Source organism: Pseudoneobacillus rhizolycopersici (genome assembly GCF_054786815.1).
On the sequence record NZ_JBTOOE010000013.1, the window covers coordinates 31,272 to 57,443 of the forward strand.

The window sequence follows — 26,172 nt, forward strand, 5'->3', positions numbered from 1 at the left end:
AAGGGAAGGATGAATGAAGTGGATCAGAGAGTTGGATTTATTGGTTGTGGAAAAATGGCACAAGCTATGATGGAAGGGATGATAAGGTCTAAGATTGTACAGCCGGAGGCGATTATGGCAAGTGCCTTGACAGAGGCAACACTACGCTCTGTTAAAGAGAAATATAAAATTCAAGTTTCTGCTAATAATATCGAAGTTGTTCAACATGCCGATATATTGATTTTAGCCATAAAGCCCAACATTCATGAGGCAATTTTAAAAGAGATTGCAGGGGTGATGGACGAACGAAAAATCTTGATTACGATTGCTGCCGGAATCAGTTTAGAATACATAGAAAGCTTCTTTCCAACCAAAATGAAAGTGGTAAGAGCGATGCCTAATACTCCTTCACTGGTTGGTGAGGGAATGAGTGCGATTTGCCATACCCAACAAGTAAACGGAGAGGACCTAGAAAAGGTGCTACTCCTCTTTAATAGTTTCGGAAAAACGGAAGTAATGGTCGAAGCGTTAATGGATGCCATTCCGGCGATCAGCGGTTCATCACCTGCTTATGTTTATATGTTTATTGAAGCATTGGCAGATGGTGGAGTAAAACAGGGAATACCTAGAAAACAGGCCTATAAACTTGCGGCCCAGGCAGTTTTAGGGGCTGCTAAAATGGTTCTTGAAACCGAAAGACATCCGGGGGAATTAAAGGACGATGTTTGTACACCAGGTGGAGCAACCATCGAAGCTGTAGCCGCGCTTGAACAAGAAAAATTTCGATCAGCTATTTTAACCGCAATGGACCAATGCACAAAAAAAGCAAAACAACTAGCAAAGAACACCAAGGAATAAACAACATTTGATTTTTACTAAAACAGGAGGAAACTAAACCCTATTCGTTGTAGTTTAATTTCCTCCTGTTTTTGGTATTGATATTCCATTTTTTAGGATGTTGGTGCCTGTCACCTAATTCGATCATTTTTAATGTTCTTATCATTAATTTTTGGTTCTGTGCCATTTTTGATGTTGGTCAGGTTGGATCTGTGCAGGTAGAGCATGAATGGGATGAATAGAAAGAATAGGATTGCCCAATTTGTTTTTTCGGCCACTAAGGAGTATATGAATAGGGCTGGGGCGATGGATAGGGAGCCGATGGCTACATATTTTGTTATCGCGATCATTCCTAGGAAAGCAACGAGACCAATTAATAGAAAGAACGGATTGACGACGAGCAGAACACCGAATGTAGTCGCTACGGCTTTTCCACCTCTAAATCCTGCAAAAATGGGGAAACAGTGACCAAAAACGGCGGCAAATCCAACAAATAGGGGGTCGATATCCATATTCAGCCATAGGGGTAAAAAGGCAGCAACGATTCCTTTTGCAGCATCGCCCACCAACACCATTAATCCCGCTCGTTTCCCTAAGACCCTCACACTATTTGTTGCCCCTAAATTCCCACTTCCATGTTTTCGAATATCTGCACCAACAAGCCATTTCCCTACAATTAAAGCAAACGGAATGGAACCTAACAAATAGGCAAATAGATAGATAAGTAGCGTCATATGATACCTCATCTCGATTTAAGTTCGTTTCCTACTATTATACTAATCTATACGACAATCAATAAGGGTAATTTCCAAAAATCAACAAATATTCTTTTTTAGCTCTTTTTAATGCTCCCACCCTTATATTTTCAATAAGAAGGGAGTCAGAAGAATTTTGTCGAATTTCTATGAAAACAAACCCAAATTAGAAGGTGGATGGATGTGACCTTATTTAAACGCACAGGCGTAATAGTTGCTATTATCGTGTCTATTTTACTTGCAAATGGACTCGTCAATTTTGTTTTGATTCAGCCCCTCTCAGGCCAACCAACGATCATTAATGAGATACGGTACCATTTAGACGATGCGGTGTTTGGGCTAGTGTTTCTGATTATTAGCTTACTTTTTGCTAGTATGTTCTTTGTACTCCAAAAGGAGAGGGTTTACCTTCACTTTTCGTTATTTACCCTTACTTCGTCCATCTTTTTCCTAACGGAATGGGATGAAAAGGACATTCTGTTCGGCTTACCTCAAACGTCGTTCTATGTAGCGGTGTTGATCAAAACGCTGTTAACGTTTTTATTTTTAGTCATCTTACATCATATTCTCGGGTCAGTAGGAAATCGAGTTAACCGCTGGATGAGAGGAATCACATTTGGCCTTTTTCTCGTTGTCCTCATAAGCCCTCTCATTAACGGCGGAAGTTTCCTTGGTCCATTAAATTTCGTCTTTCTCTTGGTAACGGTATTGATCATTGTGATGACGTTTTTTCAACTTGTCACCTGGCTTTTTGAAAAATCTGGCCAGTTTGAATCACGTTGGCTTGCATCAGGTTTTATTATTTTTTTCGTGGTACTATTCCCTGATATCGCCAAGGATTTAGTTCAAGATGCCTTTGGAATGGAAGTCGTTTATCGCAAGAATGTTATCTGGTTATCGTTGGAGGATACCTTTCCCTGGGCAATATTCGAACTTACCGTGACGTTAAGTGTGCCATTTTTTCGACGTTACCTTCTGTCCATGAAAGAGCAACAGCATTTATCCGCTCAGTTATTGATAAAAAATCAAGCGCTTGAAGCAGAAATGGCGGTAAGATTAAATATGGATAGCCTATTAACAAGGCTTTCAAATACTTATAAAAAAGTAGACATTGAGGAAATCATTTTAGCTGAAGGGAAGGAACAATTTAAAGAGAGTGACTTCTTTTTAGTGTACTATTCGTTTGGGAATAAGAGACTAACCCTTAAAGGTCATCGAAATATAGAGGATGAGCTTAAAAATATAGCCTTTTCTAAATTACCAGTAGGGAATCTGCTCATACTCCAAGGACTTACGCTATGTGCATCGGATCAATCGATGACAGAACAATTATTTTTAGGCGTCCGAAAAGCCGATTTGTCTGATCGCGAGAGCTTTATTTTACAGCTAATGGCAAAGTATGTTTCTGTATTTTACCAGTATTATCGTATGATGGAATCGCAAGTAGTGGAGATGGAGAAACGATTTCAAAGTCAAGATCCATGGGTGGCAAAGTTGTTTTTGCAAATGGCGGAGAAGGAGCGGATGCGTTTGGCATCTGACTTACATGATGAACTGTTGCAGGAAATTCTCCACATTCGTCGATCCATTATGCAGGCAGGTCGATCGGAGAGCGAGGCTAATCTAGGTAAAATTCTAACCGGCCTTGAGGATGTTGAATTTATGATCCGTGATACTTGTCAGCAATTAATGCCGTCCTTTTTATCAGAGAATGGTGTCTTACATGCTGTCAATCGATTGATAGAAAAAACGCGTCTACGAGCTGATTTTTACATAGACTACCAAACACAAGATATCCATTCACCGATAGGGGAGGAACTTGCGCTAACCATCTATCGGATTGTCCAAGAGCTAATCAATAATGCCGAAAAACACGCAAACGCCCATGTGGTCAGGTTAACCATTGGCGAGTATCAGGAAACAATCCAAATTCAATACCAGGACGACGGGGTAGGGACGAACTTGGAAAACCAAGAACCATCTCGCCTAGGTTTAAAAGGGATTACCGAGCGGGTCCGTCTTCTAAACGGCACCGTTACGTTTAAGTCAACACCTGGACAAGGCATGAAGGTGAGCTGTGATATTCCTGTGGAACAATTTGTTTCGGGAATATAATTCAGTCTATTTTAGTAATATGTTTTAGTTACCCATTTTGAATGATCGCCCATGCTGAATAGTCCAATATGGATTGAAAAAAGAGGAGCTGAAAAGATGAACGTGAAAGATGTATTATTAGTCCAATTAAATGCTAGTCAGGAAAATACTTGGTTTGTGTCATTGATAAACTCGATTAAAGGTCTTACTGAAGAACAAGCAAGTTGGAAACCGAATGAAAATGCTAACTCTATTTTTGAGATCGTCAATCATTTACTATTTTACAATCAGCGTCATCTAAATTGGTTCAAAGACCTACCAAACGAATCAGTTGTTGATAAAAGTTCCTTTAGAAATCATCAAGAATTAAGTTGGAATGACACGGTTAAAAGGATAAAAGATATTGAGGCTGAATGGAGTACCGTTGTAGCAGAAGCGGATGATAAGAAACTTGAAGAAAAGGCACATAAGATTGCTCATCATACGATTCATACAGCCTACCATACTGGGCAGATCCTTTATATTCGAAAGTTACAAGGCTTATGGAACCCACAAGACGGCGTGGAAGGATAAAGCTTATAGCAGGATAGTGTAAAAAGAGGAGCTGAATTTCAGCTCCTCTTTCTATTGTTTTTGCCATATGATTTAAAATCCCAATCAGCTCGTTTTGATTTCCAAAACGACCTTTCCTTTTGTCCGGCCACTTTCAACATGTCGGTGAGCTGCTGCTATTTGCTCAAAAGGAAAACATTTTTCAACAACTGGTTTAATTTTCTCTTCTTCTACTAGTCTCTTTAAGAAATCCAAATCCCTATCGTTCGGATTTGCTAGATGAATTTTTGCCTTTTTGCGACCCAGCCATGAACCTATCATTATTTGAAGCGGGTGATACTTTGGATAGATGGGGTGTTCGGTAATATAAACTCCCGTTTCAGTTAATGAACCCAAGCAGCTGAAAAAGGTCCGCTTACCAACAGCATCAAGAATGACATCGTACTTTTTTCCGTTATCCACAAAATCTTCCTTGGTGTAATCAAGAACGTAATCCGCTCCAAGTTCTTTCACCCACTGAAGATTGGAGGAACTACAAACAGCGGTGACCTCAGCACCAAACCATTTAGCAAGTTGAACAGCAAAGTGTCCGACACCTCCAGATGCTCCGTAGATTAAAACCCTTTGGCCATTCTTTACCTGAGCTACATCTCTTAAGGCTTGCAAAGCAGTCTGAGCTGTACAAGGTATAGCCGCAGCCTCTTGAAAAGATAAGTTACTCGGCATCAGACTTAGCGAACCCTCACGAGGTGAAACATATTCTGCATGAGATCCGAAACAACTTCCGAAAACATGATCGCCAACCTTAAATTTTTGCACGTTTTTACCTATCGCTTCGACCGTACCAGCCACATCAATGCCTAGTATCTGATTTTTTGGCTTTGTAAAACCATTCGTTAGCCTTGTTGGCAAATAGCCCTTTCGATACAGTGAATCGAATACATTGACTGACGCGTTATGCACTCTAATCATGACCCTATCGTCATCCTTCATAGATGGTTGTTCTACATCCTGTATTTTCAGTACTTCAGGGGGACCATAGGATCTGTAAATAGCCGCTCTCATCTGATAACCTCCTTGATTATTAGATTCTTAATCTACAAAAATCGTCGCTTACTTTTTTGTCATCAAAAAAGAGAGTACAGATGGATTGAATCCTTTCACGATGAGCCAAAGTGCTAAAATCATTTCATTTGCTGCTACCGGTAGTGCCAGAATTGCCCCCCACACAGAAAGTTGCGGGAATACACCGAACATGACGAGCAAAGCACAAATAAAAACGGAAATGGCTCCTGTCATTCCTAAAATGGGAATAAATCTTGGTACGAGCTTGGTTTTATAAAATATATAACTGTACATCATGGTATTTATTCCAAGCATAAAATTGGGGCCAAGCAAAAATGTCCATTTCTGAATGGCGAGTAATACGATTCCTGATGATTGAAAGGATGCGGTATCCGGGGACGATAAAGCGACCAATTCTTGGCTTAATGTCAAAAGGGATAAGACGCTGATGACACCTACCGTAATGATAATCGCTTCGAGAAATCTGAAACAAACATGCCAAAGTGCGACAGTTTCATTATATTTTCGTAAAATCGGAAACATCGTTGTAGCAGTACCAATCGCAGAAACGACGAGAATGAGTTCCATAACGGCTCCAAGTACGATTTGATTGGTATGCTGCGAACCATTCGTCAAGTAATCAGGACCATTTAGGATGGGGTCATATAAAATAACACCTGCGACCGCCGAAACGGCTGCTAGAATAAACAGGACCCCGATAAGTTTGGCTGCTCTTTGGTTTGAATTCATTTATTTATCCCCTTTTTTTCATAAATTTTCAAACGATTAAGCAAAAACAGATTCATTCTTACTGCTTAGAATTCTCCTCATAAAAGAATACTTCTTCCAGTGGTAAGTGAAAGGCATGTGCTATGCGAAAAGCCAATTCTAGAGAAGGAGAGTAGTTTCCTTTTTCAAGAGCCACGATTGTCTGTCTTGTAACGCCTACCTTGTCTGCCAATTGCTGCTGTGTCATTTCACCATGATTAAATCGTAATTTTCGGATGTGATTGCCGACAAGATTTTTTTTAGCCATATTAGACTCCTTTCCGATAGTGGTAAAGCCTTGTAGCGGATCCTGTCAGATCGGAAATAAATCCTGAAGCGATCAGGATCATGAACATGACCCCAATAGGCAGATAGATAATCAGCGATCCCATTGCCAGTAGAAAGCCGATGATAAACACCAAAAAGGCATTTCGGAACGCTTTTAAGTCAATTAATTTATCCAGTTCATCGGCAAAACGCGGTTCCTTTTCCCTAGTAGTAATTCGAAAGATAATGTTAAATACAATACTGATGATGATGTGTGCGATGATGGAGACCAAAGTCAAGATGAGGACGAACGAACCCCAGTAACGAAAGGACTCAGCCGCCTCGATCTCACCGCCGGGGTACTGCGGGTACATATACAAACAATAAAACCCAAAAATGAGAATCGTACTGAACAACGTTAAAATACTTTTCTTTTCTTGATAAGTCATCGTTAACCTCCTTGTATGGTTGTTTTAACAGAATGTCAATGTTGTTAAACATAATGTAATATAAACTATACATAAAGTAAAGTATATGTTACTAAAAAATAGAAAAAAATGCTGTTTATTACCAAACTTTGGACGGCTCTGCTTCTCTTTTAAAAAAGAAGTAAGGGAACCGTCTCTATATCTAACAAAAATAATTAATATTGAGACAGCTGGAATTAGCAGAGGGAAAATGTACGATTATTTTACAAGTAAGGAAGGGTATTTGATCGTGAGTTTTTTTGCGATGCAAGAACAAGTTATCCAACATGCAAATAGTGGATTCATCCCAGTCATTTATGAATACTCGATATCCAGTTGGAGAGATTCAAGCAGGAGAGAAAGGCTTCATAGCAGGTATCACGTAAGTCAAAAACTTTTAACGGGCTTATTAGATGCCGCTAAAAATAGCGGCGACATCGAGCCACATGTAAATACGGAGGAACTGGCCACGTTTTTATTATCACATATAAATGGACTTATCTTTGATACGTTAAATATCGGCTTTAACAAAGAGAAAGTTTCCAAGGAAATGCAGTTTTTATTAAAGCTTATTAAGAGCAATTCTTATTAATAAAGGCAGGTATCATAGATTTTTTTATGCTAAAAATGTGGCCGGTAAGAATCAAATTGAGGGCTTGATTGAGTTGTCCAATCCTTAGTCAACCTTTAAAACATTCAACTCAATCGCCTTTAACACAGCCTCTTGCCTAGAGGCTACTTTTAATTTGTTAAATAAATGGGATAGGATATATTCGACATTCCGTTGGCTCATAAAAAGCTGGTGGGCAATGTCTTTATTTTTCAAGCCTTGTGCTACAAGTCTAAGAATCTCCATTTCATTGTCCTTCAATGGAGTATCGATAGATTTAGAAGAATCAGATTCATAGGATTGTTTCGACCGAAGCTGTCTCACCAGATGTAACGGCAGTACCATCTTATCATGCTTGACTAACTCAAGACTCATCACTAGTTCCTGCTCCGAAATCGACTTTTCCAGGATGCCATACACACCTAAATTCACTAGCCGGTCAAAGTGCTCTAGAATATCCTCGCCTGTTAAAATGACAATGCGTGCATTTGGATTAAGCTGGAGAGTTTGCCCGCTTAGTTCAAAGCCGTTCATTTCTGGCAGCTTTAAATCAAATAAATACAAATCATAGGATGTTGTTTTTTGTAATTCCAATGCTTCTAACGGATGGGATGCTGTCGTAACCGTATAATGATGCTTTTCTAAAATCATCTTCGTCCCCGCGAGAAAGGTTTGATGATCATCCACTAGTAAAATATGTGCCATGGCTAACTCTCCTTGCTTTTCAATTTTTTAAATATCTTCCCAAAATATAACATATCTATCAAACTTCTACACGGGTATTATCGTGGGATTCGGTAAACTGCATACTCCGAAATAACACCGCAACGTTACCGCAATCGATTTTGCGGTCGTTTTGTCATGCCTTTCGGTGATAAAGGTTCATTTATTCACTATGATAAAAGTAACAAAACACTTGAAGGGTGGAACCAAAATTGAACAGAGTTGCTTATTTAGATCGGATAAAAGTATTGTGTACGGTACTTGTCATATTACATCATCTAGCCATTGCGTATGGAGGAAGTGGTGATTGGTTTTATAATGAACGCCAGGACGCCGACCTCGCCAACATTTTATTATCGATGTTTACTGCCGTTAATCAATCATTTTTTATGGGACTTTTCTTTTTCATATCAGGTTATTTCACACCAATGTCTTATGACCGTAGAGGGGGAGGCGACTTTATCAAGCAGCGTCTAATCAGATTTGGCATCCCGCTTATTTTCTTTACGGTCGTTGTTATGCCCCTTATTATGTACGTTGCAACGGATTATTCGGGTCATTTTTATCAATATGTAGAAAAAGAAGTATTTTCCAATCCGTTTTATTATCTCATTCATGTTCATATAGGGCCATTATGGTTTGTCGAGGCGCTACTAATCTTTTCGATCGGTTATGTCATCTATCGAAAGCTGGCACGTCAAGGTTCAAAGAAGGTAATAGCATTTAAGGGGAAATTAATTTTTACCTACGTCATCGTGGTTTGGTTGGCCAATTTTCTGATCCGCCTTGTTCTTCCTTTAGATGTAACAGTTTTATCATTAAAGCTCGGTTATTTTCCAGCTTACATTGGCTTATTTATAGGGGGAATCGTCGCCTATCGCTGCAAGTGGTTAAACGAGCTAAAAGTTGCTGATGCAAAGAAGTGGTTGATGGCATCCATTGGTTTAATCTTTTTAGTTCCCGTTGTGATGGTATTGGGGGGAGCACTTGAAGGGAATATCTCCGCATTCAACGGAGGGCTTACTTGGCAATCGCTCATCTATTCCATGATTGACCCAGTTCTTGGGCTGGGCATTTCCTACTGCCTACTAGTCTGGTATCGAGAGAGAAGTAATACAGCAACAGACTTCTCCAAGTGGTTGTCGTCACAAGCCTATACCGTCTACATCTTGCATGCCTTAACTGCAACGTATGTGTCGTTCTGGTTAAAAGATGTGACGTTATATCCATTATTGAAGTTTGCCCTTGTCGGATTGATTGTCGTGCCAATAACCTTTGTCATCAGCTATTTCATTAGACTTATCCCTTTTACAAAAAAAGTTTTGTAGGATCGTTCATAGGAGGAATTATAGATGGAAAATAATAACGCTAAATATCTAAACGCAAAACGAAAAGTTAGAAAATTGAAGAGGTTCTATCTCCACTTCTTTATTTACCTTATTGTTATAGCCATGCTTTTGGTGATAAACATAATGGGGGATCCGGGTAACTGGTGGTTCCTCTATCCGGCTACAGGATGGGGGTTACTCGTTATCATCCATGGTCTCACGCTTGGAATCGGCTCAGACTGGGAAGAGAAAAAAATAAAAGAGCTAATGGACAAAGATAATTGATACTATAGTAATGATTAAAACGTCATCCGGAGTGGGTGACGTTTTTATTTTGTTTAAGGATGACCACTTATTATAATAGACAGTAATAGTAATAGGATTGTGGAATAAACTGGAATAGGGAGAGGGTATTTTGAGAAGGGTTCAGGTGTGTCCGTATAATGAAAAATGGGCAATCATGTTTGCTGAGGAAGCAGCGAAACTGAAACAAATTTTAAAAAGTGAAATGGTCGATATATATCACATTGGAAGTACCTCTGTTCCGGGGTTAATGGCCAAACCAATTATCGATATCATGCCTGTTGTCAAAGATATTAACATTGTTGATCAATTCAATAAAGAGATGGAAGAAATCGGATATGTACCTAAAGGGGAGAACGGAATAACTGGGCGAAGATATTTCCAAAAAGGCGTGGACAATCGAACACATCATATTCATATATATCAACTAGGAAGCGGAGAAATAAAAAGACACCTAGCTTTTAGAGATTACCTGCAAAACCATCCAGAGGCAAAACAGAAATACGGCGAACTAAAAGAAAAACTTGCCCAACAATATCCCTACAACATTGAATCATACATAACCGGCAAAGAACAACTAGCAAAAGACCTAGAAAAAAAAGCCCTGGATTGGTATCAACATTAGTTTTAGTTTTTAGTGTGGTTATTATTTTGGTGCCTGTCACCAATATCATAAATTTTTCCAAGTGTATTCCTTTTATTAGGGATACGAGGATTTTTGGCAGATAGACCTTCCGTTATTGCTCCACATGAAGGGGAAATTTCTTTTCTACGCTCGCAAAGGTAAGAAAAAATTCAAGGCGCATTATTTGATTGATGAATTAGATTGCACTACAATTATAGGGAAAAGCACAATTCAATATAGTTAGGAGCAAAGTATGAAGCCAAGGATTCTTGTCTTGTTCCTTGTAGCTATTTTCGTTTTAGCGGCATGTGGACAAAAGACATTAAGCGAGCCTTTAACCTTATTGGACCAAAACGGAAATGAAGTCTCTTTCCCGCAGGAGAAGCCTACGGTATTCTTTTTTATCACAACTTATACCTGAGGTCTCTGCCAACAGCAACTGGTTCAGTTGCATGAAAATCTTGATAAACTGAAAGATCTAGATGTGGAAATGTATATTATTAGCAAGGATACTCCAGAAGAACAACTCCAATTGTATAGCGAATTGGAGAAGTATTTTGGCAAAAGTCTCTCCTTCATTTCCGATCCTAAATTAGAATTAATTGATAAGTTCGGTATGAAAAATGGGGACGTAGCCAATAGAGGATACGGAATGATCGACTCGAAAGGAAACGTCATCTTTAAGGAAGTAAACGACCACTGGGGCGAGCAATTCGACAGAACCGTTGAAGATATTAAGAAAGAATATAGTAAACTAAAATAGGAATGGTGCCTGTCACCAATCTCCTAAATATTGGTTATATCAATAAATGCTTTACATCTAATTCAACAAAGGAGAGATAGATGATGTCTATTAAACAATTGCACTCTATTGAGGAGTTAAACCAATTTGTTCAACAACCGGGAAAATCATTACTTTTTAAACACAGCACGACTTGTCCAATCAGCGCGAAGGCCCATGAAGAATTTCAGGCATTTATGAAGGACTCAGACACTTCTGCTGCGATTGTTCATGTCATTGAAGATCGTCCAGTTTCAAATCATATTGCGGAAAAGTTTGACATTAAGCATGAATCTCCGCAGATTTTTCTATTAGAAAACGGAGAAGTGAAATGGCACACTACCCATTGGAAAATCACACAGTCTTCTATCAAGGAGGCACTCACCAATGAGTAAACAAGTTATTGTCTATTCAGCACCTGGCTGTAAAGAATGCACTATGGTTAAAGAAATGCTTACCTCAGAAGGAATCGCCTACGAGGTAAGAGACTTACTCGCAGACCCTGCCCACCAAGAAGAAGTCGAAAAATTCGGTTTCATGGGAATCCCCGTCACAGCAGTAGGCGACCAAGCAGTAAAAGGATTCAATCCAAGTGAACTAAACAAGCTTTTGGAATTAGTAAAGTAAGTTTACCATAACGGTGCCTGTCACCATAAAAGGACAACTGTCCGCCATAGGCGGACAGTTGTTTTTTTCGATTTATCATCATTTGTAATCTTATTTAGTCTGTTAGAGCTTTTTTGCGGAGTTTTATTAGTTCTTCTAGTGGTAGATTATGGTTGTATTGATAGATGGATGATTCCCAATCGCCGTACATCGGGTTCGGGAAGACGATGAATTTTTTTCCGAATTCGTCCTTTAATTGATCGGCTATGCGAACTCTTTCAGCTGGTGTTCCCCTGAAATCTTTAAAATCCCCTATATTATCACCGAATAGCAAAACGACTTCATGCGTCTGGGCGATGGCCTGTCTACGTTTTTCTTTCCCTTTTTCACCGCGATCCAGCAGTAATACATGTTGCGGATTGGCTTGTGGGGCCCCGATCGCCCTTAAGTTTTGAATGGTGGCATTAATTTGGTCCGTATAGCGATTGGAAATATAAAAAATCTCAACGCTTTTAGAATCTGCATAATTCAAGAACTCCACCGCACCTGGAAGTGCTTTAGCCTTACCTAGATTAAACCATTGATAGAACTCATCCAGCGTTCCTTTCCCTTGTTGATTGGAAATGACATGAGCAAAATAGGGACTGTTATCGAGAACAGTTTCGTCTAAATCAAGAATAATCGCCAACTTCTTATTGCTATTTGGCTTTTTCGCGAGAATTTCATCGAGCCTCATTTTTCCAATATTATAACCTTGGTAATATAAAGCTTTCGCTTCAGCCGAGGTGTGAAACCATAGGACCGACATGGTGTTTTGCTCTCTCATTAATTCCTCTGCAGGAGCCCCCATGACTATCCTTGTGTTAAAACTAAGCATAATAACGAAAATGACTGTAGAGAACCATAATTTTTTCATCCCAATATCCCCCTTTAAACACTAGTTGTAGTTAGTATGTGAAAAAAGGACTAATACTTGCACCCACATTGTCTCAGGAATAAAATGGGGGAAAATGATCCACGCTCTGCGCGAAGCATAGGAAAGAGTGGAGCAATTTGGTGCCTGTCACCAACCTCCTAAAAAATCCCTAAATGGTGCCTGTCACCAATCTCCTAAAAAAATCCAAAGGAAGCAAAACAAAATTCTAAATGAAGTCCAAATGAAAAAGCATTGGAGTTTCCAATGCTTTATCTTTATCTTTATTTTCATTCCTATTCGGTGAGTGGATATAGGGTTATATTACGCTGTTTTTAATGCTGTTGCTGTCACTTCCGTCTGGGTCAAAGATGGCCGAGGTTGGGAAGTAGGTGGGGGAAAGGTCTCCGTTTAGTTCACCGAATGCCTGATTTCGTTTGTAGCTAATAAATTGATCCACTAATTGAAGTGAGCCCATGTTTGCCACGGCCCCGTTGTCAACGGCATTAATTTTAAAACCTAAAACATTAATCACCGTGGGAGAGATAAAAACCATGCTAACACTCCTCTCTTTTCATAAAGCTTTTTTCGACAAAAAGACGAAAGAAAGCATCCATAGACAAAGGGACGGGTCATCGCTGTTAAATGAAACTGGATTTCATTGATGGTGCGTCAATCAAATCCATATCCCAAACAGTTGATAGGGAAAGGACCGTAGGGGAAAGGTCTCCATTTTGTTCGCCAATTCCTTGATTTCTCTTATAGGAAATAAACTGGTCTAGGTGATAGCTTGGTCCTGCATTTAGGACCGCGCCATGATCGATGGCATTGATTTTTATGCCTAAAATATTGAGCGTAACAGGTGCAAACATTATGGCATCACCCCTAATGGATTCGGAAGATTAGCTGATTCAAACGATGAATTAGAATCAAGCTGGTCTCGATCATCCACAAAGCTTCTCGTGCCCAAAAAATTGCTGCCATCTCCCATATTTTGCCCTAGACCCATATTCTTTTTATCCGAATTATGCCATTCAGCCAACAGGTTTTGTCCAACGTTGATAGCTGAAGCATTTTCAAAGGAATTTACCTTAATGATATTGATATTAATGTTGATGTAAGGTGCTGGACCAGTCATTGAAATCCTCCTATTTTTCGTTAATATTGGGGCAATTTAGTCATTCCAACACTCCTGTGAAAAAATTATAGATGATTTCGCTTTTGGAAATAGGAATCAACCGATTCATTGTCATTGACCGAGGAGATGGTAAAGATTTTAAGACAGCCATCTGCCATCTGTTGACCAAACCCTTGGTTTTTCTTCCCGGCAACATTGCGGTTCTGTTTAATAGTAGAACTTAGTGAAACCGAGCCAAGATGGTCAACATTATTAATTTTAATACCTTTGATATCTATTTTGGTTGGTAAAAAGTACAAATCAGTCTCCATCCTTTCATTTGTCTTCACCCAATGTATTTAAAGATATGCAATCACGATCATAATTATGTTTCTACTAGTCCCCATGCCATTTCTAAGGAATGAAATATACAAATATTAAATAAGATGAAGTATAGACATGGGTGTCGATTGAGATATGTATAGGCAAGAGGTTAGACCGCAGGGGAGGATCTATCGTGGATATGAATAAGATATTACAGTGGATGGAGTTAGCCAAAAAGTATCAAACGTCCAATTTCTGGAGTGAGATATTCCAACAAACCTCCTTTGACGAATTTATGAAAAGTAATATGGACTTTGGGGAGGCAGGTGCGCCTCAACCAAATTTTAAGCAGGAAAAGAAATTTCCACCAACAGATATTTATGTAACCGATGACGAAATCCTTTTGGTATCGGATTTAGCAGGCTATATGAAAGAGGATATTAGCTTGTCCGTTTCTGGGACAAAGCTATTAATCAAAGGAAACAATAATCAAGTTATCACAGGAGAGCGGGTGCAACAGGAAAGATATCTAGGGGCTTTTGAACGAATTATCCAGCTTCCTGAACCAACGTTTCCCAATGAAATTCAGGCGAAATTCACGAATGGTCTATTGTTCGTTTTTTATAAAAGACAATTTAAACGGGAAGAGCATGTGCCAATTGATTAGTTAGGATGTCGGCCAAATCAATCTAGTAAATCATAAATAGTGTGGGGATTAGTATGATATTTAAAGGGAAATTCAATCAAAAGGGGTCGAAGGAAAACAATATTACAAACATGAATGAGTTTGAAAAACAGATATTAAGAATCAATGCCCTTGAGGTGCAAATCAAAAGTTTAATGGAATTTGAAAAACAGTACCGAAGTTCCATCGTTAAAAATGAAGTGAAAAAAGAACCGTTGAGGACAGATCGTATAGCTGGACGACACGAGCCCAAATACGTTCCAACACCAAAGGATGAAAAGAGACTAGGGGAGCCAGAAATACGAGCTATGATTGAATCGGTACTTACTGAAAAAATGGCTGCTTTTATACAAAGTGAAAAATCGAATGAAGAAAGAATGGCAAACTTAATAAGGAAAGAAAGAACACATGAGGAAAAAATAAAAGCGTTGGAGAGTGACCTATCCAGATTACAAATTGAAATGGAACAAATGAATTATGGTCTAGCAAGCAGTTCCTATCCCGATGAATCTGCACAAGAAGTATTGCTCTCCCAAATCAATCTAAGAGTTAGTGCTCTGGAAGCAAATTACCTTTTAGTGAATGAGGTACAAGCCCATCTCCTCAAACGACTTGATGACCTAATCGAAAAGTGTGAAGCGTTAATGAAGGTAAAGAATGGCCCGGTGGAATCAGTGAAACAAACAGATGAATCTATCATTCAATCGAAAGAGTCATTGCCCCTTAAAGGAGCCGATCATGGAAATGTCTTTATTGAAAAGCTCTATTTAGAGAAATATGAACAAAATAACAACTTTGCCCAACTTGGGATCAAAGATTTGAGCGGCGCTCTTAATATTGGCGCAACCTATGGAACCGTTCCAAAGAAAATGACTTCCCAAGCAAAAGCAGAACTTGAAAAAATGAAGACGGAAATGGAACGAATCAAAAACGATCACACTCAAAATGACCCATCTGCCCCAAACAAACCGCAGCAAAATCCCGATAAAATCGCGGATACACCGACCCAATCATATTCCGTTCCTCCCGAAGACGAACTAACCTTTGTTGACATTAAAATTGAGGATTGAAAAAGGTGCCTGTCACCAACCTCCTAATATTTAGGAGATTGGTGGCAGACACCGATCTATCTTTTTAGTTCATTACCCATTTATCTTTTAGGAACATGATTCTTCCTGCGATGAAGGCGATGAGGATGAATGTTAGGTTGCTAGCTAATACGATTCCTAGATGTTGGTAGTTGATGATGCCAAAGCTAAGTTCTTTTAGGATGGCAAAAGTGTTCATGACGGGGATCGCAAAGTGCTGGAAGCTTAGTTCGTTGACTCCGATTCCTGACATGATCATCACTGGGAACATCGCAATCATCAAGACTGGTGTGCTGTAGCTCTGTGATTCTTTGATGGTTTTACCCATAATACTTGTAATCATCAGCAATGCCGCGGTAAACATCGCATAAACAATTGAAATTAAGATGGCTGCACCAATGATAAAGTAAACATTATCCCCAAACGAAACTGCCGCTTTCAGGTTTTCGGTGAAAAGATTTATCTCAAGTGCCACAACAGCCAGGGTAATGATACCGGTAATGGCGCCAATTGATGCGATGGTTAACCATTTCGCAAATAGTAGCGTCATCCGATTCACTGGTGTCATTAATAGGGCTTCCATCGTTTTCTTTTCTTTTTCGCCAGCGAATAAATCAGCAGCAGAAGGACCAGCACCAATCCCAATCGCTAAAGCTAAAATCATTGGAATTAGCATCGCTATTAAATTGATACCATCATTTTCTTCTGTCAACTCTTTTTGCTCAATGACAAAAGGCTGGACAAGGCTTTCCGAAACACCTTCGCCCTTCAAGCGGTCCGAAACAATCGCAAATTCATAGTTTTCAAACGCCATAGATACAAGAGTCATAAGTTGCGAGGATTTTTGGCTAAAGGAATCCCCAATAAGCGTTACCTTCGCATCTTTACCCCTTTGAACGTTTTCCATAAAATCTGCGCTTAACAATAGGGCTGCTTGAGCATCGCCTTCTTCCAACGTGGCTTCAGGGTTAGCTGACTTCACCAGTTCAATATTGTCCATCCCTGTGAATAACGATTCATCCGCAGAGCTGAAATCTTCACTAACGGCAAGCTTTAACACTTCGTCTGTACCATCCGAGACGAGTTTTTCATAAAAAAGTACGAGACCTGTCATCATAATAATCGGTAATAACACCGTCAATAATAAAGTCCGGCGATCGCGGAAACTGTCTTTCATTTCTTTTTTATAAATATTACGAAGCATAGTGGTGGTTCCCCCTTACTAATTTACTCATAAAAATATAATTCAAATCGCGGTTGCCCTCTTCCTTATAAAGCGCCTCGAGTGACCCATGATGAACAAGCTCCCCTTTATGCATCATCGCGACCGTGTCACAAAGCATAGTCACTTCCTCCATAATATGGCTCGAGAAAATAATCGTTTTACCCTCGCGCTTCAGCTGGTGAACCAGCTGGCGGAACACGTTCGAAGAAGTGATATCCAATCCTGTCGTTGGCTCATCAAAGAGAATGATCTCTGGATTATGAATAAGCGTGCGCGCGATGGCCACCTTTTGACGCATCCCTTTGGAAAAACCGCCAACTTTACGATTCAAGTAATCTTTCATTCCAAACATTTTCGCTAATTCATCAATCCGTACTTTTGTTTCATGCTTGCTTAAACCGTAGAGCATCGCAAAATACTCCAAATTCTCGCGAGCGGTAAGCCGGTCGTACAACCCTGTTTCACCGCCAAACAAAACACCGATTTTCTTTTTGACCTCGTCTGAATTTTTCACAGTATCATAGCCTGCTACCGAAACATTTCCATCTGTTGGGGTTAAAAGAGTGGCAATCGTGCGCAGCAAAGTTGTTTTACCAGCACCATTTTCCCCAAGAAGTCCAACGACCTCGCCTTTCTTAATAGTGAAGCTCACATGCTTAAGAGCAGTGACATACACTTTTTTATCCTGGAACTTTTTCGTTACCTCATGAATTTCAATCATGGCTTCCACCTCGTTTGGTTGATTTCTTGTTTTTATCTTACAAACAAATCCGTAATGAATCAGCAGTTATGTCGTGAATCGTCCATTTGATGTCGCGAAAATGACCTTTTCCTACTTTTAATGGTAAAATAAAGCCAATATCCCATTCATTAGTAAAATGAGGTTGAAACGATGAAAGTAGGACTTGTCGATGATCGATATATCGACTTAGATAAATTAAATGGCATTGTCGCCAGTATTCCGAATGTGGAAATTGTCTTTTCGACGCAAAATGCCGAGGAGGCCTATGAATATATTAAAAAGAAATCGGTCGACTTACTGATTGCCGATATCGAAATGCCGAACCTGTCCGGCTATGAACTGGCTGATATTATTCATTCGCATGCCTTAAATATCGCCGTCATTTTTGTCACTGGGAATAGCGGCTATGCGGTGCATGCTTTCGAGCTAAACGTTCATGATTATATCATGAAGCCTTACCCGAAAGAGCGATTGCTAAAAAGTATTGAGAGGCTGATGGCGAAGTCGAATGCGACTGAAATTGCCGGTCGACTTTATTTAAAGCAGAAAAATGATATTCATATTGTACAAAAGAAGGATATCGTCTTTATCGAACGATCCGGCCGCTCGACAACGATTTACACGAAGACAGGACCAATTAAAACCTATCAAACGTTAAACGAGCTAGAAGGAGAGCTGCGCGAGCGGGATTTCTTACGTTCTCATCGTTCGTTTATTATTAACATTCATTATGTAAAAAACTTTTCCCTCTATGCCAAAAACTCCTATGTTGTTTCCTTTGAGGGAATAGAGGAGACAGCGATGATAACCAAAGAGAAGGTCGACTTTCTGCAGGAGTATTATTTTTAAAAGGGTGAATGAAATTGAAGCTATTACATCTATATTGGTTCGGAATTGGCCTGCTTGGGTTCTTTCACCTGTTTTTTTGGCTAGAAAGACTTCGATTAAAGAAAAGACTAGTGGAATCCAACAAGCTGATTGTGAATTATGAAGAACAGTTAAATCAGATGAATGAATCATTCCGGATTGTCCGCAGTGAGCGCCACGATTTTCTTAAACATATTTCAGCGATTCATTTTATGTTGGAAAACAATCAGGATCGTGATGCGAAAAACTACCTAGACCAATTAGTGGAAAGCTATGAGGAAACCAATCTCTCGATTAAAGGGGAAAGCGGAGTCGTTGCCGGCGTGTTACATCAAGCCTATCTTCGCGGGAAAAAAGCCGGAGTTGAAGTAATCTATGATTTAGATTTGCCGATTTCTAGTTTACCTTTGTCGGACCAGAAAATCGTTGCATTAATAGGAAACCTGCTTTCTAATAGTTTAGATGCTTGTGAGGAATGGCAGGAGCAAAGAGGGAAGGGAGCTACCGTGACCTTAGAGTGTTACAAAAGAAGCGGCTTGTACATTTTGCGCTGTAAAAACAACAGCCTACCAATCCCAGCTCCCATTCTAGACAAACTATTCCACACCCATGGACAAACAACCAAAGGCGGCACACACCAAGGACTAGGAACCAAAATCATCCAAGACCTCATCCAACAACACCACGGCCACCTAGACTTCATACATAAAAATGAAGAATTTGATATAAAGATTAAATTTCCAGCATTTAGGTGATTGGTGACAGGCACCAATCACCTAAATGCTGTCAAATGACTTTATCGGCTAGCTGGTTTTGTTTCTTTTGTGCTCGCCATTTTAGTAGCCATTTTAATAGGGGTGGGATGGCGAAGTAGATGAAAAATACTCTGAATAATTGAAAGCTGGAAACGATGGAAAGGTCGGCTGTGGTTTCATGGGCTATCATACTCAGTTGGTCCATTCCTCCGGGTGCTAAGCATAAAAATGCTGTCACCGGAGAAAAGTGGTGGAATTTGACGAGTAAAAAGCTTAATCCAAAAGAGGCTATGACCATAACCAAAGCGTTTAAAATCGCAAATGTGATGATTTTTGACTTGTGTTCTAGTTTTTCCGGTTTCAATAATAGCCCAATATAGCCGCCGATCATTAATTGAGAAATAATCAGTAAGGAAGATGGAAGCTGTGGTCCCGTTATCCCTGATATATTTATAATGGCTATCCCGATCATCGGCCCTAACAAATAGGCAGTAGGTAGTTTTATTTTTTTTCCAGTTCTAGCAAACAGATAGGACGAGAATAAAAATAGACCCAGCAAAGGAACAGAAAACTCTTCTGTTGGTATCGTTTTTAGGAGCTTTTCACTAACTTCAGGCATATCCCCATTGTAGAAAAATGGCGAGAAGATGATTAGTGGTACAGAGAAAACGATCATCAGCATTCTCGTAACCTGAAAGAAAGTGACAGTGGTAATATCAATCTCTTTCGTCTCTTCCGCAAACGTGATAATTTGAGAAAGTCCTCCCGGAATACTGCCGGTTAATAAAGTAGGAAAATCCACTCCTGATAGCTTATATATGAAAAAAGCCATACCCGCTCCAATCAAAAGGCTAAAGAATATAAACAAAAACATCGATGGCAGATAGGTAACCATTTGTAATAGCGAGCCACGGGTAAAGGACAAACCAATCGAATAACCTACGATAATTAATCCAATATCTCGAACCCATTTTGGCCAGAATAAAAAGTCAATGAAAGGAAATCGGGAAGCAACTAAAATAGCCGTCATTGACCCCAATAGCCAAGGGATTGGGAGGCCAATAATGTGAAACAAAAATCCGCCTGCTATGGCAATGACAAGGGTGCCTAAGAACTGAATCTGTTTATTGCCCGTTGGGAGGCGCCAATTTTTCATAACCAAACCTTCTTTTTTTACCATTTTTCTTTTGATTATATTATAAATTTTAATGCGATAACGATGTTTTAAATTTTTTCACCTATAAAATCTTTTTATCATCGGCCATCATAAATGGTTTAGTTCTCCAATTTGTACCCCTGAGCCACTACCTATTCTCCCTTACTATCGTACTAGCATTTTTCTTGCGATTTTCTCCCTTGCCCCCGCACGCCACCCTTTGACGGCTGAGACGGAAACCTTCTCTTTTTCAGCAATTTCTTTCATCTTGTATCGGTACACCGTGGTATATAGAAACCACTTTTTCTCTTTTTCCGTGAGGTTGGTACAATATGAGTTTAATAGAGTTTCAAGATTCGGATCCGTGCAATTGTTGTCGGCGATTGATTCTAATACTTCATCCTGAACATAAACATTTCGTTCTTCAAATAGTTTGTTTTTTTGCAGGGCTGTAAGGATTTTCCCCTTAATCATCGTGTAGGCAAAGCTGGAGAAACAACCTTTCTTTTCGTCGAAATTTTCGCTTGCCTGCCATAAGCCGATTAATCCAATTTGGAAATATTCATCGATATTTTTGTAAATGTGTAAGGAACGAATAATACTATGGATCATCCTTTCATATTGAACTTTTAACGCCTCAAAGCTTTCCATTGGTATAGTCCTTTCGGAAAGCGCGCTCTTCCATGTATTCCCGGGTACCTATACCGTACCGAAAGACCTGCCTTTTATCGAATCATGCCAATCCAAATTTAAGCCACTTTTCCAGGGAAAATCGTGGGAAAGTGGCTTAAAATTTTAAATTTGAAGGCGTTTTCCACTTTTTTAGACAAATATTAGTAGATTGGTGCCTGTCACCATTCTCCTAAAATCTGGTTTTAAAAGTTTTAAACTAGGTCGTTGGAGTCATTTTTTAAAAAGTAGGGATTGACCCCCAAAAAAATAAGGTGGGGGTGTAGGGAGAAAGTTTTGGTTTGGGTTTTGAAAACGGATTGTCTACTTCCAATTGGACTAATTTACCAATTTTCCCAATAAGGACCAAGATATCAATTTTTGAAAATTCAGATATACACGACCTTATTCGACACAAACAGTAGCTTAAAAGGTCTATTTTTAAATTAGCACCTATGCCTTACATAGAGTTGCGTAGGAAGGAGGATTGCAGATTAAGAGGGTTTAAGAAAAATACTTAGGAGGTAAGCGGATGAAACGAATGAAACGCAAATGGATGTCAGTTTTACTTACTACTTCACTAGTTCTACCAATGATGTTCCAACCCCAAATGAATGTTACCGCACAAACAACAAATGGAGTTAGTGTTTCCGCCAAGGATGCGCTACAGACTGCCAAGCAAAAAGTAAATCATCGACTTTACAATCAATTTGATAATCAAGAAAAAGTTACCTTTTTGATTAAAATGAAGGAGCAGGTCGATACGGCTGCTGTCGCTAAAAAGGCAGAGGAAAAAGCCAGCTTACAAAAGGCTACACCTGCCAAAACAAAATCAATGAAACGCTCGTCTGTCGTATCTGAGTTAAAAGCGACAGCGCAAGAAACACAATTTGAGGTGCTTGGTTTTTTAGAGGAACAAGAGCAAAAAGGCAATGCCAAGGATATTCATACCTATTTTGTTGTGAATGCGATGGCAGTAACAGCTACGAAAGAGGTAATGGAGAAGGTAGCCTCTTTCCCTGAGGTTGAGAAAATTTTACCAAACGAAACAAGACAATTGTTTGTTCCAGAACAATCTGCTGTAGCCGTTCAGGAACCAGCGGCAAACACGAATGCCATCGAGTGGAATATTGAGCGTGTTGGCGCACCGGCAGTTTGGGAAATGGGGATTGACGGAAGTGGAATTACCGTTGCCTCGATTGATACCGGTGTTAAATGGGATCATCCGGCATTAAAAGAAAAATACCGTGGTTTTGATTCAGCAACAGGTCAGATTTCCAATCAAGGAAACTGGTTTGATGCGGTTCGCGGGCAAACGACACCTTATGATGATCAAGGACATGGTACTCACGTTACTGGGACAATGGTCGGTTCTGAACCTAATGGTTCGAATGTAATCGGGGTTGCACCAGGGGCAAAATGGATTGCGGTTAAAGCCTTTACGGCTTCAGGAGGAACGGACCAAGACCTACTTGAAGCAGGGGATTGGATTATCTCTCCAAATGGTGATCCTAATTTGGCTCCGGATGTCGTGAATAACTCATGGGGAGGCGGACCAGGACTTGATGAGTGGTATCGTCCAATGGTTCAAGCATGGAGAGCGGCGGAAATTTTCCCAGAGTTCTCTGCTGGAAATACTACATTATCGAATCCGGGAGGACCTGGTTCTGTTGCGAACCCAGCGAACTATCCAGAGTCAGTCGCTACAGGAGCAACAGATATCAATAATAAGCTTGGAAGCTTTTCCTTACTAGGACCATCTCCATATGGCGAAATCAAGCCTGAGCTAACCGCGCCGGGTGTCAATATTCGTTCATCGGTACCAAGTGGTGGTTATGAGGGTGGTTGGAACGGAACATCGATGGCGGGACCGCATGTCTCGGCAGCAGTCGCCTTACTACTCCAAGCTAATGCGAGTTTATCGGTGGATGATTTGGAGCAAATTTTACTAAATACGGCGATTCCGTTAACAGACAATACCTATCCTACTTCCCCGAATAATGGATATGGAGCAGGTCTATTGAATGTTTATGATGCAGTTTCATCTGTTATTTCTGGATTAGGAAAGCTGAAAGGTCAAGTGACAAGAGAAGGAACCGACAGTGAAGCACCAGTGTTAGGCCATTCCCAACCTGCCACGGTTTTTGCAGGAATGCCACTAACTTTACAGGCTTCAGCTGCCGACAATATTAGTGTAACAAATGTTGAAGTCGAATATCAATTAGAGGATGGATCTTGGGTAACGGTTCCAGCCGTTCGTACAAGCGGCGATTATAAAAATGGAACATATCAAGTAAATATCCCTGGAGAAGCCATTTCTGGTAATGCGTTCGTCTACAAATGGAAAGCAGTCGATTTTGGTGGAAATCAAACGGTTAACGACTATTCCGTGACGGTTTTACCTGGAATCACTGTTGGCTATTTTGAAAACTTTGAATCAAAACCAGAAGGCTGGACTTCTTACGGTGCTGAGAATACTTGGGAGTGGGGTGTGCCAACAAATGGACCACGTGCAGCATTCTCTGGTGAAAAAGTCTATGGCACTACTCTTGCGGGTACTTACAAAAACCGTGCCAATATGAATTTACAACTGCCGCCAATTGATTTACCGGAAGGAAATAGCTATTTACAATTTAAGCAATGGTACAACTTAGAAAGAAACTATGATTTTGGTCATGTTTTTGTATCAACCAATGGCGTCAATTGGACGCAAAAGCTACGAGTCAATGATCTATCAAATGGCTGGATCAATGGAGAAGTGAATTTAAGTGAATATGCTGGTCAACGAATTTATGTTGCTTTTAATCTTACAACAGATGGCAGCGTAGCAAGAGAAGGCTGGTTTATTGACGATGTTCGTTTGACAGATTCACCATTACAATTATCACAAGTCGCAGAGCTAGGATTGGATTCAATTGACTCTTCGACAAGTGTGGATGGGAAGGAAGCGGTTGACCCAGACAAGATTCAACCAATGTTGGGAAATCCATCCATAGCTGCAAACATGGAAGCCGTCGCTCCTTCTGCTTTACCAATGCAGGCGCAGGTAACGGTGCTAGAATCTGGCCGTTCAGTAAAAACAAACCCTGCAAACGGAAGCTTTGAGTTGACTCATGCTTCAGGTAATTTCACGGTTATCGCTGAAGCATACGGATATCAAACTCAGACGCAAACGGTCCATATTGGTGTTGATGGTGTCACGACAGCAAACTTTACTCTCCAAGAATTAGCACAAGGAACCTTAACTGGTACTGTTACGAACGGAGCAACCGGCCAGCCTGTTGCAGGAGCAACTGTCTACCTAGTTGAAGATGCAGCCGTCGCACCGGTTCAAACCGATGAAGCAGGAAGATATTCGTTAACTGCCTATGAAGGGGAGTACACATTAAAAGTGATTGCTCCATCTTTCTATAGTCAAGAGGCAACAGTGTTTTTACAAGGAAATGTCGAGCATAACTTTGTCATTAAACCGTTCATTGGCTATCCAAGTGAAATCGGCTATGACGATGGCACAGCTGAAAATGCTCGCGCGTTCTACGATGCAGGAAATGGTTGGGCTGTCAAAATGTCATTAGCAAAAGGACATGACAAGGCTTTAGTATCAGGTGGTTTATTCCGTTTCTGGACTTCAGAATGGCCAGTTCCAGGTGGCACGGCCTTTAAAGTAGCTGTCTATGATGCGTCGGGAGTTGACGGGGCACCAGGTAAAAAGCTAGCAGGTCCATTTGATGCGACCGCTCTCCGAAATGGTCAATGGACACATGTCGATCTAAGCAGCCACGGCATTGTTGTTGAGGGAGATTTCTATCTCGTTTATATCCAAGCGGGAATTAATACAGCCTCACCTGGTTTGGCAACAGATGAAAATGGTGCCAAGGCGTTAAGAAGCTGGCAACTAGTCGGTGGTAGTTGGTCCCCATCACCAGAAGCCGAGGGTAATTATATGATTCGTGCGGTCGTCGATTATGAAGTAACGGCTCCAACGATCAAATCGCCAGTAGATGGTGTTTTCACGAATGCCCGTACGGTAAAAGTGGAAGGGCATGCGGCACCAACGACAACGGTTCATATTTATAATGCTGGGAACGAAGTAGCAACTGTTGCGGCCAATGCGGATGGCTCCTATGCTGTAGATGTCAATCTTGCAGATGGGGAAAATATTTTAACCGCTAAAGCATCAACGGTTAAAGGAATAACCGATGCCTCTGCCCCGGTCAAAGTTACGTTTGACGATCAGGCACCAGTCTTATCGGTTGCAACACCAACGAATGGTAGTAAGTTTAATAAAGAAACCGTTACCGTGACTGGAACAGTAGAAGATCATTATTTGGATGTAGTAACAGTTAACGGAACAACCGCGAAAGTGGAAAACGGAAAGTATTCTGCTCGAATTCTCCTTGATGAAGGGGTAAACAAAATCAGAGTCGTCGCGAAAGACAAAGCTGGAAACTCCGTGGAACAATTCGTATCACTTGATGTAAAGTTCACGGCACCAGTCATTACAAACTTAAATCCTGCAAAAGATGTAACTTTAAAGAACAAAGATACGGTGAAAATTGAATTTACAAGTGAGCCTGGTCTAGCTGCCTCTTTCGTCATTCAGATGCCAGTTGCAAATGGGTCCTCACAAATTGCGAGTGCAACCGAAATCAAAATGACCGAAGTTTCATCAGGGAAATATGTCGGAACCTACACTGCAGATAATAAAACCGAAGCTGATGGAGCTGTGGTTGAAGTAAAAGCAGTCGACTCCTACGGAAACGAATCCAGAAAAGTAGCCGACGGAAAACTCTACATCAACGTCAAAGGCAAAGGCAAAGGCAACAACAAATAATAACCAACGTAAGGGAAGGCGTCATGCAACTGGCATG

Annotated in this window: 30 protein-coding genes and 1 pseudogene; 16 read left to right on the plus strand and 15 right to left on the minus strand. The window is 40.3% G+C overall.

The genetic code is table 11. From position 1 onward, the window contains the following. Positions 1-18: 18 nt before the first annotated feature. Positions 19-837 (plus strand): pyrroline-5-carboxylate reductase, encoded by an 819-nt coding sequence (gene proC / locus ACX9YW_RS13950; RefSeq protein WP_460347375.1) that lies wholly within the window; start codon positions 19-21, stop codon positions 835-837. 110 nt (positions 838-947) lie between these two features. Here the strand turns inward: proC and plsY are convergent, their stop codons facing one another. Further along, positions 948-1,550 carry a glycerol-3-phosphate 1-O-acyltransferase PlsY gene (gene plsY / locus ACX9YW_RS13955; RefSeq protein WP_460347377.1) on the minus strand — a complete coding sequence of 201 codons (603 nt, stop codon included), beginning with the start codon at positions 1,548-1,550 and terminating at the stop codon, positions 948-950. Between the two features lie 204 nt (positions 1,551-1,754). Here plsY and ACX9YW_RS13960 point away from each other — a divergent pair, with 204 nt between their 5' ends. Together ACX9YW_RS13960 and ACX9YW_RS13965 are read left to right on the plus strand one after the other, a co-directional pair. Next, positions 1,755-3,686 (plus strand): sensor histidine kinase, encoded by a 1,932-nt coding sequence (locus ACX9YW_RS13960; RefSeq protein ID WP_460347379.1) that lies wholly within the window; start codon positions 1,755-1,757, stop codon positions 3,684-3,686. Between the two features lie 96 nt (positions 3,687-3,782). Continuing rightward, on the plus strand, positions 3,783-4,238 hold the full coding sequence (locus tag ACX9YW_RS13965; RefSeq protein ID WP_460347381.1) for a DinB family protein: 456 nt from the start codon (positions 3,783-3,785) through the stop codon (positions 4,236-4,238). An 84-nt stretch (positions 4,239-4,322) separates the two neighbouring features. Here the strand turns inward: ACX9YW_RS13965 and ACX9YW_RS13970 are convergent, their stop codons facing one another. From ACX9YW_RS13970 to ACX9YW_RS13985, 4 genes are read right to left on the minus strand one after another with little or no spacing between them, the layout of a single operon-like run. Beyond that, a complete protein-coding gene (locus ACX9YW_RS13970) occupies positions 4,323-5,282 on the minus strand; it encodes an NAD(P)-dependent alcohol dehydrogenase (RefSeq protein WP_460347383.1) in 960 nt (319 codons plus the stop codon). A gap of 48 nt (positions 5,283-5,330) precedes the next feature. Then, on the minus strand, positions 5,331-6,032 hold the full coding sequence (locus ACX9YW_RS13975; RefSeq protein ID WP_460347385.1) for a DUF4386 domain-containing protein: 702 nt from the start codon (positions 6,030-6,032) through the stop codon (positions 5,331-5,333). A gap of 58 nt (positions 6,033-6,090) precedes the next feature. Next, positions 6,091-6,318 carry a helix-turn-helix transcriptional regulator gene (locus tag ACX9YW_RS13980; protein ID WP_460347387.1) on the minus strand — a complete coding sequence of 76 codons (228 nt, stop codon included), beginning with the start codon at positions 6,316-6,318 and terminating at the stop codon, positions 6,091-6,093. 1 nt (position 6,319) lies between these two features. After that, on the minus strand, positions 6,320-6,766 hold the full coding sequence (locus ACX9YW_RS13985) for a hypothetical protein (protein WP_460347389.1): 447 nt from the start codon (positions 6,764-6,766) through the stop codon (positions 6,320-6,322). Positions 6,767-7,034: 268 nt separating this feature from the next. Between ACX9YW_RS13985 and ACX9YW_RS13990 the strand changes: the two genes are divergently transcribed. Further along, positions 7,035-7,376: a hypothetical protein gene (locus ACX9YW_RS13990; RefSeq protein WP_460347528.1), complete on the plus strand. Its 342-nt coding sequence runs from the start codon at positions 7,035-7,037 to the stop codon at positions 7,374-7,376. Positions 7,377-7,460: 84 nt separating this feature from the next. Here the strand turns inward: ACX9YW_RS13990 and ACX9YW_RS13995 are convergent, their stop codons facing one another. Next, entirely contained in the window at positions 7,461-8,099 is a 639-nt protein-coding gene (locus ACX9YW_RS13995; RefSeq protein WP_460347391.1) for a response regulator, read from the minus strand. Between the two features lie 230 nt (positions 8,100-8,329). Between ACX9YW_RS13995 and ACX9YW_RS14000 the strand changes: the two genes are divergently transcribed. From ACX9YW_RS14000 to ACX9YW_RS14030, 7 genes and pseudogenes are all read left to right on the plus strand, one after another. After that, positions 8,330-9,445, plus strand: a complete 1,116-nt coding sequence (locus tag ACX9YW_RS14000; protein ID WP_460347393.1) for an acyltransferase family protein — start codon at positions 8,330-8,332, stop codon at positions 9,443-9,445. A 24-nt stretch (positions 9,446-9,469) separates the two neighbouring features. Further along, positions 9,470-9,730 carry a 2TM domain-containing protein gene (locus ACX9YW_RS14005; protein WP_460347395.1) on the plus strand — a complete coding sequence of 87 codons (261 nt, stop codon included), beginning with the start codon at positions 9,470-9,472 and terminating at the stop codon, positions 9,728-9,730. Between the two features lie 130 nt (positions 9,731-9,860). After that, a complete protein-coding gene (locus ACX9YW_RS14010) occupies positions 9,861-10,373 on the plus strand; it encodes a GrpB family protein (RefSeq protein WP_460347397.1) in 513 nt (170 codons plus the stop codon). 253 nt (positions 10,374-10,626) lie between these two features. After that, positions 10,627-10,794, plus strand: coding sequence for a hypothetical protein (locus ACX9YW_RS14015; RefSeq protein WP_460347399.1), 168 nt, complete (start codon positions 10,627-10,629; stop codon positions 10,792-10,794). 15 nt (positions 10,795-10,809) lie between these two features. Then, positions 10,810-11,136, plus strand: a pseudogene (locus tag ACX9YW_RS14020) (redoxin domain-containing protein); the annotation flags it as partial. An 83-nt stretch (positions 11,137-11,219) separates the two neighbouring features. Next, positions 11,220-11,549 (plus strand): bacillithiol system redox-active protein YtxJ, encoded by a 330-nt coding sequence (gene ytxJ, locus ACX9YW_RS14025; protein ID WP_460347530.1) that lies wholly within the window; start codon positions 11,220-11,222, stop codon positions 11,547-11,549. Continuing rightward, positions 11,542-11,781: a glutaredoxin family protein gene (locus ACX9YW_RS14030; RefSeq protein ID WP_460347401.1), complete on the plus strand. Its 240-nt coding sequence runs from the start codon at positions 11,542-11,544 to the stop codon at positions 11,779-11,781. The genes ytxJ and ACX9YW_RS14030 overlap by 8 nt, the downstream gene beginning before the upstream one ends. Positions 11,782-11,875: 94 nt before the next feature. Here ACX9YW_RS14030 and ACX9YW_RS14035 read toward each other — a convergent pair whose 3' ends face one another. From ACX9YW_RS14035 to ACX9YW_RS14055, 5 genes are all read right to left on the minus strand, one after another. Then, entirely contained in the window at positions 11,876-12,676 is an 801-nt protein-coding gene (locus ACX9YW_RS14035; RefSeq protein ID WP_460347403.1) for a 5'-nucleotidase, lipoprotein e(P4) family, read from the minus strand. 316 nt (positions 12,677-12,992) lie between these two features. Beyond that, a complete protein-coding gene (locus ACX9YW_RS14040; protein ID WP_460347405.1) occupies positions 12,993-13,229 on the minus strand; it encodes a hypothetical protein in 237 nt (78 codons plus the stop codon). Positions 13,230-13,314: 85 nt separating this feature from the next. Continuing rightward, positions 13,315-13,545, minus strand: a complete 231-nt coding sequence (locus tag ACX9YW_RS14045; RefSeq protein WP_460347407.1) for a hypothetical protein — start codon at positions 13,543-13,545, stop codon at positions 13,315-13,317. Continuing rightward, positions 13,545-13,811 carry a hypothetical protein gene (locus ACX9YW_RS14050; RefSeq protein ID WP_460347409.1) on the minus strand — a complete coding sequence of 89 codons (267 nt, stop codon included), beginning with the start codon at positions 13,809-13,811 and terminating at the stop codon, positions 13,545-13,547. Before ACX9YW_RS14050 ends, ACX9YW_RS14045 begins: the two co-directional genes overlap by 1 nt. 65 nt (positions 13,812-13,876) lie before the next feature. Next, positions 13,877-14,110, minus strand: a complete 234-nt coding sequence (locus tag ACX9YW_RS14055) for a hypothetical protein (protein ID WP_460347411.1) — start codon at positions 14,108-14,110, stop codon at positions 13,877-13,879. Positions 14,111-14,313: 203 nt separating this feature from the next. Here ACX9YW_RS14055 and ACX9YW_RS14060 point away from each other — a divergent pair, with 203 nt between their 5' ends. Further along, positions 14,314-14,781, plus strand: coding sequence for an Hsp20/alpha crystallin family protein (locus tag ACX9YW_RS14060; RefSeq protein WP_460347532.1), 468 nt, complete (start codon positions 14,314-14,316; stop codon positions 14,779-14,781). Between the two features lie 53 nt (positions 14,782-14,834). Next, positions 14,835-15,869 (plus strand): hypothetical protein, encoded by a 1,035-nt coding sequence (locus ACX9YW_RS14065; protein WP_460347413.1) that lies wholly within the window; start codon positions 14,835-14,837, stop codon positions 15,867-15,869. A 64-nt stretch (positions 15,870-15,933) separates the two neighbouring features. Here the strand turns inward: ACX9YW_RS14065 and ACX9YW_RS14070 are convergent, their stop codons facing one another. Further along, the gene (locus ACX9YW_RS14070) at positions 15,934-17,091 is read right to left on the minus strand and encodes an ABC transporter permease (protein ID WP_460347415.1); all 1,158 of its coding nucleotides are present in this window, start codon (positions 17,089-17,091) and stop codon (positions 15,934-15,936) included. Further along, entirely contained in the window at positions 17,081-17,833 is a 753-nt protein-coding gene (locus tag ACX9YW_RS14075) for an ABC transporter ATP-binding protein (RefSeq protein WP_460347417.1), read from the minus strand. Before ACX9YW_RS14075 ends, ACX9YW_RS14070 begins: the two co-directional genes overlap by 11 nt. Before the next feature lie 171 nt (positions 17,834-18,004). On the opposite strand from ACX9YW_RS14075, the gene ACX9YW_RS14080 reads away from it, so the two are divergent. Both ACX9YW_RS14080 and ACX9YW_RS14085 read left to right on the plus strand, forming a co-directional pair. Beyond that, positions 18,005-18,703, plus strand: coding sequence for a LytR/AlgR family response regulator transcription factor (locus tag ACX9YW_RS14080; RefSeq protein ID WP_460347419.1), 699 nt, complete (start codon positions 18,005-18,007; stop codon positions 18,701-18,703). Between the two features lie 14 nt (positions 18,704-18,717). Continuing rightward, positions 18,718-19,476 (plus strand): sensor histidine kinase, encoded by a 759-nt coding sequence (locus tag ACX9YW_RS14085; RefSeq protein ID WP_460347421.1) that lies wholly within the window; start codon positions 18,718-18,720, stop codon positions 19,474-19,476. Between the two features lie 31 nt (positions 19,477-19,507). Here the strand turns inward: ACX9YW_RS14085 and ACX9YW_RS14090 are convergent, their stop codons facing one another. Beyond that, positions 19,508-20,632 carry an AbrB family transcriptional regulator gene (locus tag ACX9YW_RS14090; RefSeq protein ID WP_460347423.1) on the minus strand — a complete coding sequence of 375 codons (1,125 nt, stop codon included), beginning with the start codon at positions 20,630-20,632 and terminating at the stop codon, positions 19,508-19,510. A gap of 165 nt (positions 20,633-20,797) precedes the next feature. After that, a complete protein-coding gene (locus ACX9YW_RS14095; protein ID WP_460347425.1) occupies positions 20,798-21,283 on the minus strand; it encodes a sigma-70 family RNA polymerase sigma factor in 486 nt (161 codons plus the stop codon). A 550-nt stretch (positions 21,284-21,833) separates the two neighbouring features. Here ACX9YW_RS14095 and ACX9YW_RS14100 point away from each other — a divergent pair. Beyond that, positions 21,834-26,135 carry a S8 family serine peptidase gene (locus tag ACX9YW_RS14100; protein ID WP_460347427.1) on the plus strand — a complete coding sequence of 1,434 codons (4,302 nt, stop codon included), beginning with the start codon at positions 21,834-21,836 and terminating at the stop codon, positions 26,133-26,135. The last annotated feature ends 37 nt before the right edge of the window (positions 26,136-26,172 follow it).

Bases quoted from the DNA above. Each gene is read 5' to 3' on its own strand.
- ACX9YW_RS13970 (WP_460347383.1), bottom strand. From the start codon at position 5,282: ATGAGAGCGGCTATTTACAGATCCTATGGTCCCCCTGAAGTACTGAAA.
- ACX9YW_RS13995 (WP_460347391.1), bottom strand. From the start codon at position 8,099: ATGGCACATATTTTACTAGTGGATGATCATCAAACCTTTCTCGCGGGG.
- ACX9YW_RS14035 (WP_460347403.1), bottom strand. From the start codon at position 12,676: ATGAAAAAATTATGGTTCTCTACAGTCATTTTCGTTATTATGCTTAGT.
- ACX9YW_RS14070 (WP_460347415.1), bottom strand. From the start codon at position 17,091: ATGCTTCGTAATATTTATAAAAAAGAAATGAAAGACAGTTTCCGCGAT.
- ytxJ (WP_460347530.1), top strand. From the start codon at position 11,220: ATGTCTATTAAACAATTGCACTCTATTGAGGAGTTAAACCAATTTGTT.
- ACX9YW_RS14065 (WP_460347413.1), top strand. From the start codon at position 14,835: ATGATATTTAAAGGGAAATTCAATCAAAAGGGGTCGAAGGAAAACAAT.
- ACX9YW_RS14045 (WP_460347407.1), bottom strand. From the start codon at position 13,545: ATGTTTGCACCTGTTACGCTCAATATTTTAGGCATAAAAATCAATGCC.
- ACX9YW_RS14030 (WP_460347401.1), top strand. From the start codon at position 11,542: ATGAGTAAACAAGTTATTGTCTATTCAGCACCTGGCTGTAAAGAATGC.
- ACX9YW_RS14040 (WP_460347405.1), bottom strand. From the start codon at position 13,229: ATGGTTTTTATCTCTCCCACGGTGATTAATGTTTTAGGTTTTAAAATT.
- ACX9YW_RS14050 (WP_460347409.1), bottom strand. From the start codon at position 13,811: ATGACTGGTCCAGCACCTTACATCAACATTAATATCAATATCATTAAG.
- ACX9YW_RS14090 (WP_460347423.1), bottom strand. From the start codon at position 20,632: ATGAAAAATTGGCGCCTCCCAACGGGCAATAAACAGATTCAGTTCTTA.
- ACX9YW_RS13980 (WP_460347387.1), bottom strand. From the start codon at position 6,318: ATGGCTAAAAAAAATCTTGTCGGCAATCACATCCGAAAATTACGATTT.
- ACX9YW_RS14075 (WP_460347417.1), bottom strand. From the start codon at position 17,833: ATGATTGAAATTCATGAGGTAACGAAAAAGTTCCAGGATAAAAAAGTG.
- ACX9YW_RS14060 (WP_460347532.1), top strand. From the start codon at position 14,314: ATGAATAAGATATTACAGTGGATGGAGTTAGCCAAAAAGTATCAAACG.
- ACX9YW_RS14080 (WP_460347419.1), top strand. From the start codon at position 18,005: ATGAAAGTAGGACTTGTCGATGATCGATATATCGACTTAGATAAATTA.
- ACX9YW_RS13975 (WP_460347385.1), bottom strand. From the start codon at position 6,032: ATGAATTCAAACCAAAGAGCAGCCAAACTTATCGGGGTCCTGTTTATT.
- ACX9YW_RS14005 (WP_460347395.1), top strand. From the start codon at position 9,470: ATGGAAAATAATAACGCTAAATATCTAAACGCAAAACGAAAAGTTAGA.
- ACX9YW_RS13985 (WP_460347389.1), bottom strand. From the start codon at position 6,766: ATGACTTATCAAGAAAAGAAAAGTATTTTAACGTTGTTCAGTACGATT.
- ACX9YW_RS14100 (WP_460347427.1), top strand. From the start codon at position 21,834: ATGAAACGAATGAAACGCAAATGGATGTCAGTTTTACTTACTACTTCA.
- plsY (WP_460347377.1), bottom strand. From the start codon at position 1,550: ATGACGCTACTTATCTATCTATTTGCCTATTTGTTAGGTTCCATTCCG.
- ACX9YW_RS13965 (WP_460347381.1), top strand. From the start codon at position 3,783: ATGAACGTGAAAGATGTATTATTAGTCCAATTAAATGCTAGTCAGGAA.
- ACX9YW_RS14015 (WP_460347399.1), top strand. From the start codon at position 10,627: ATGAAGCCAAGGATTCTTGTCTTGTTCCTTGTAGCTATTTTCGTTTTA.
- ACX9YW_RS14095 (WP_460347425.1), bottom strand. From the start codon at position 21,283: ATGGAAAGCTTTGAGGCGTTAAAAGTTCAATATGAAAGGATGATCCAT.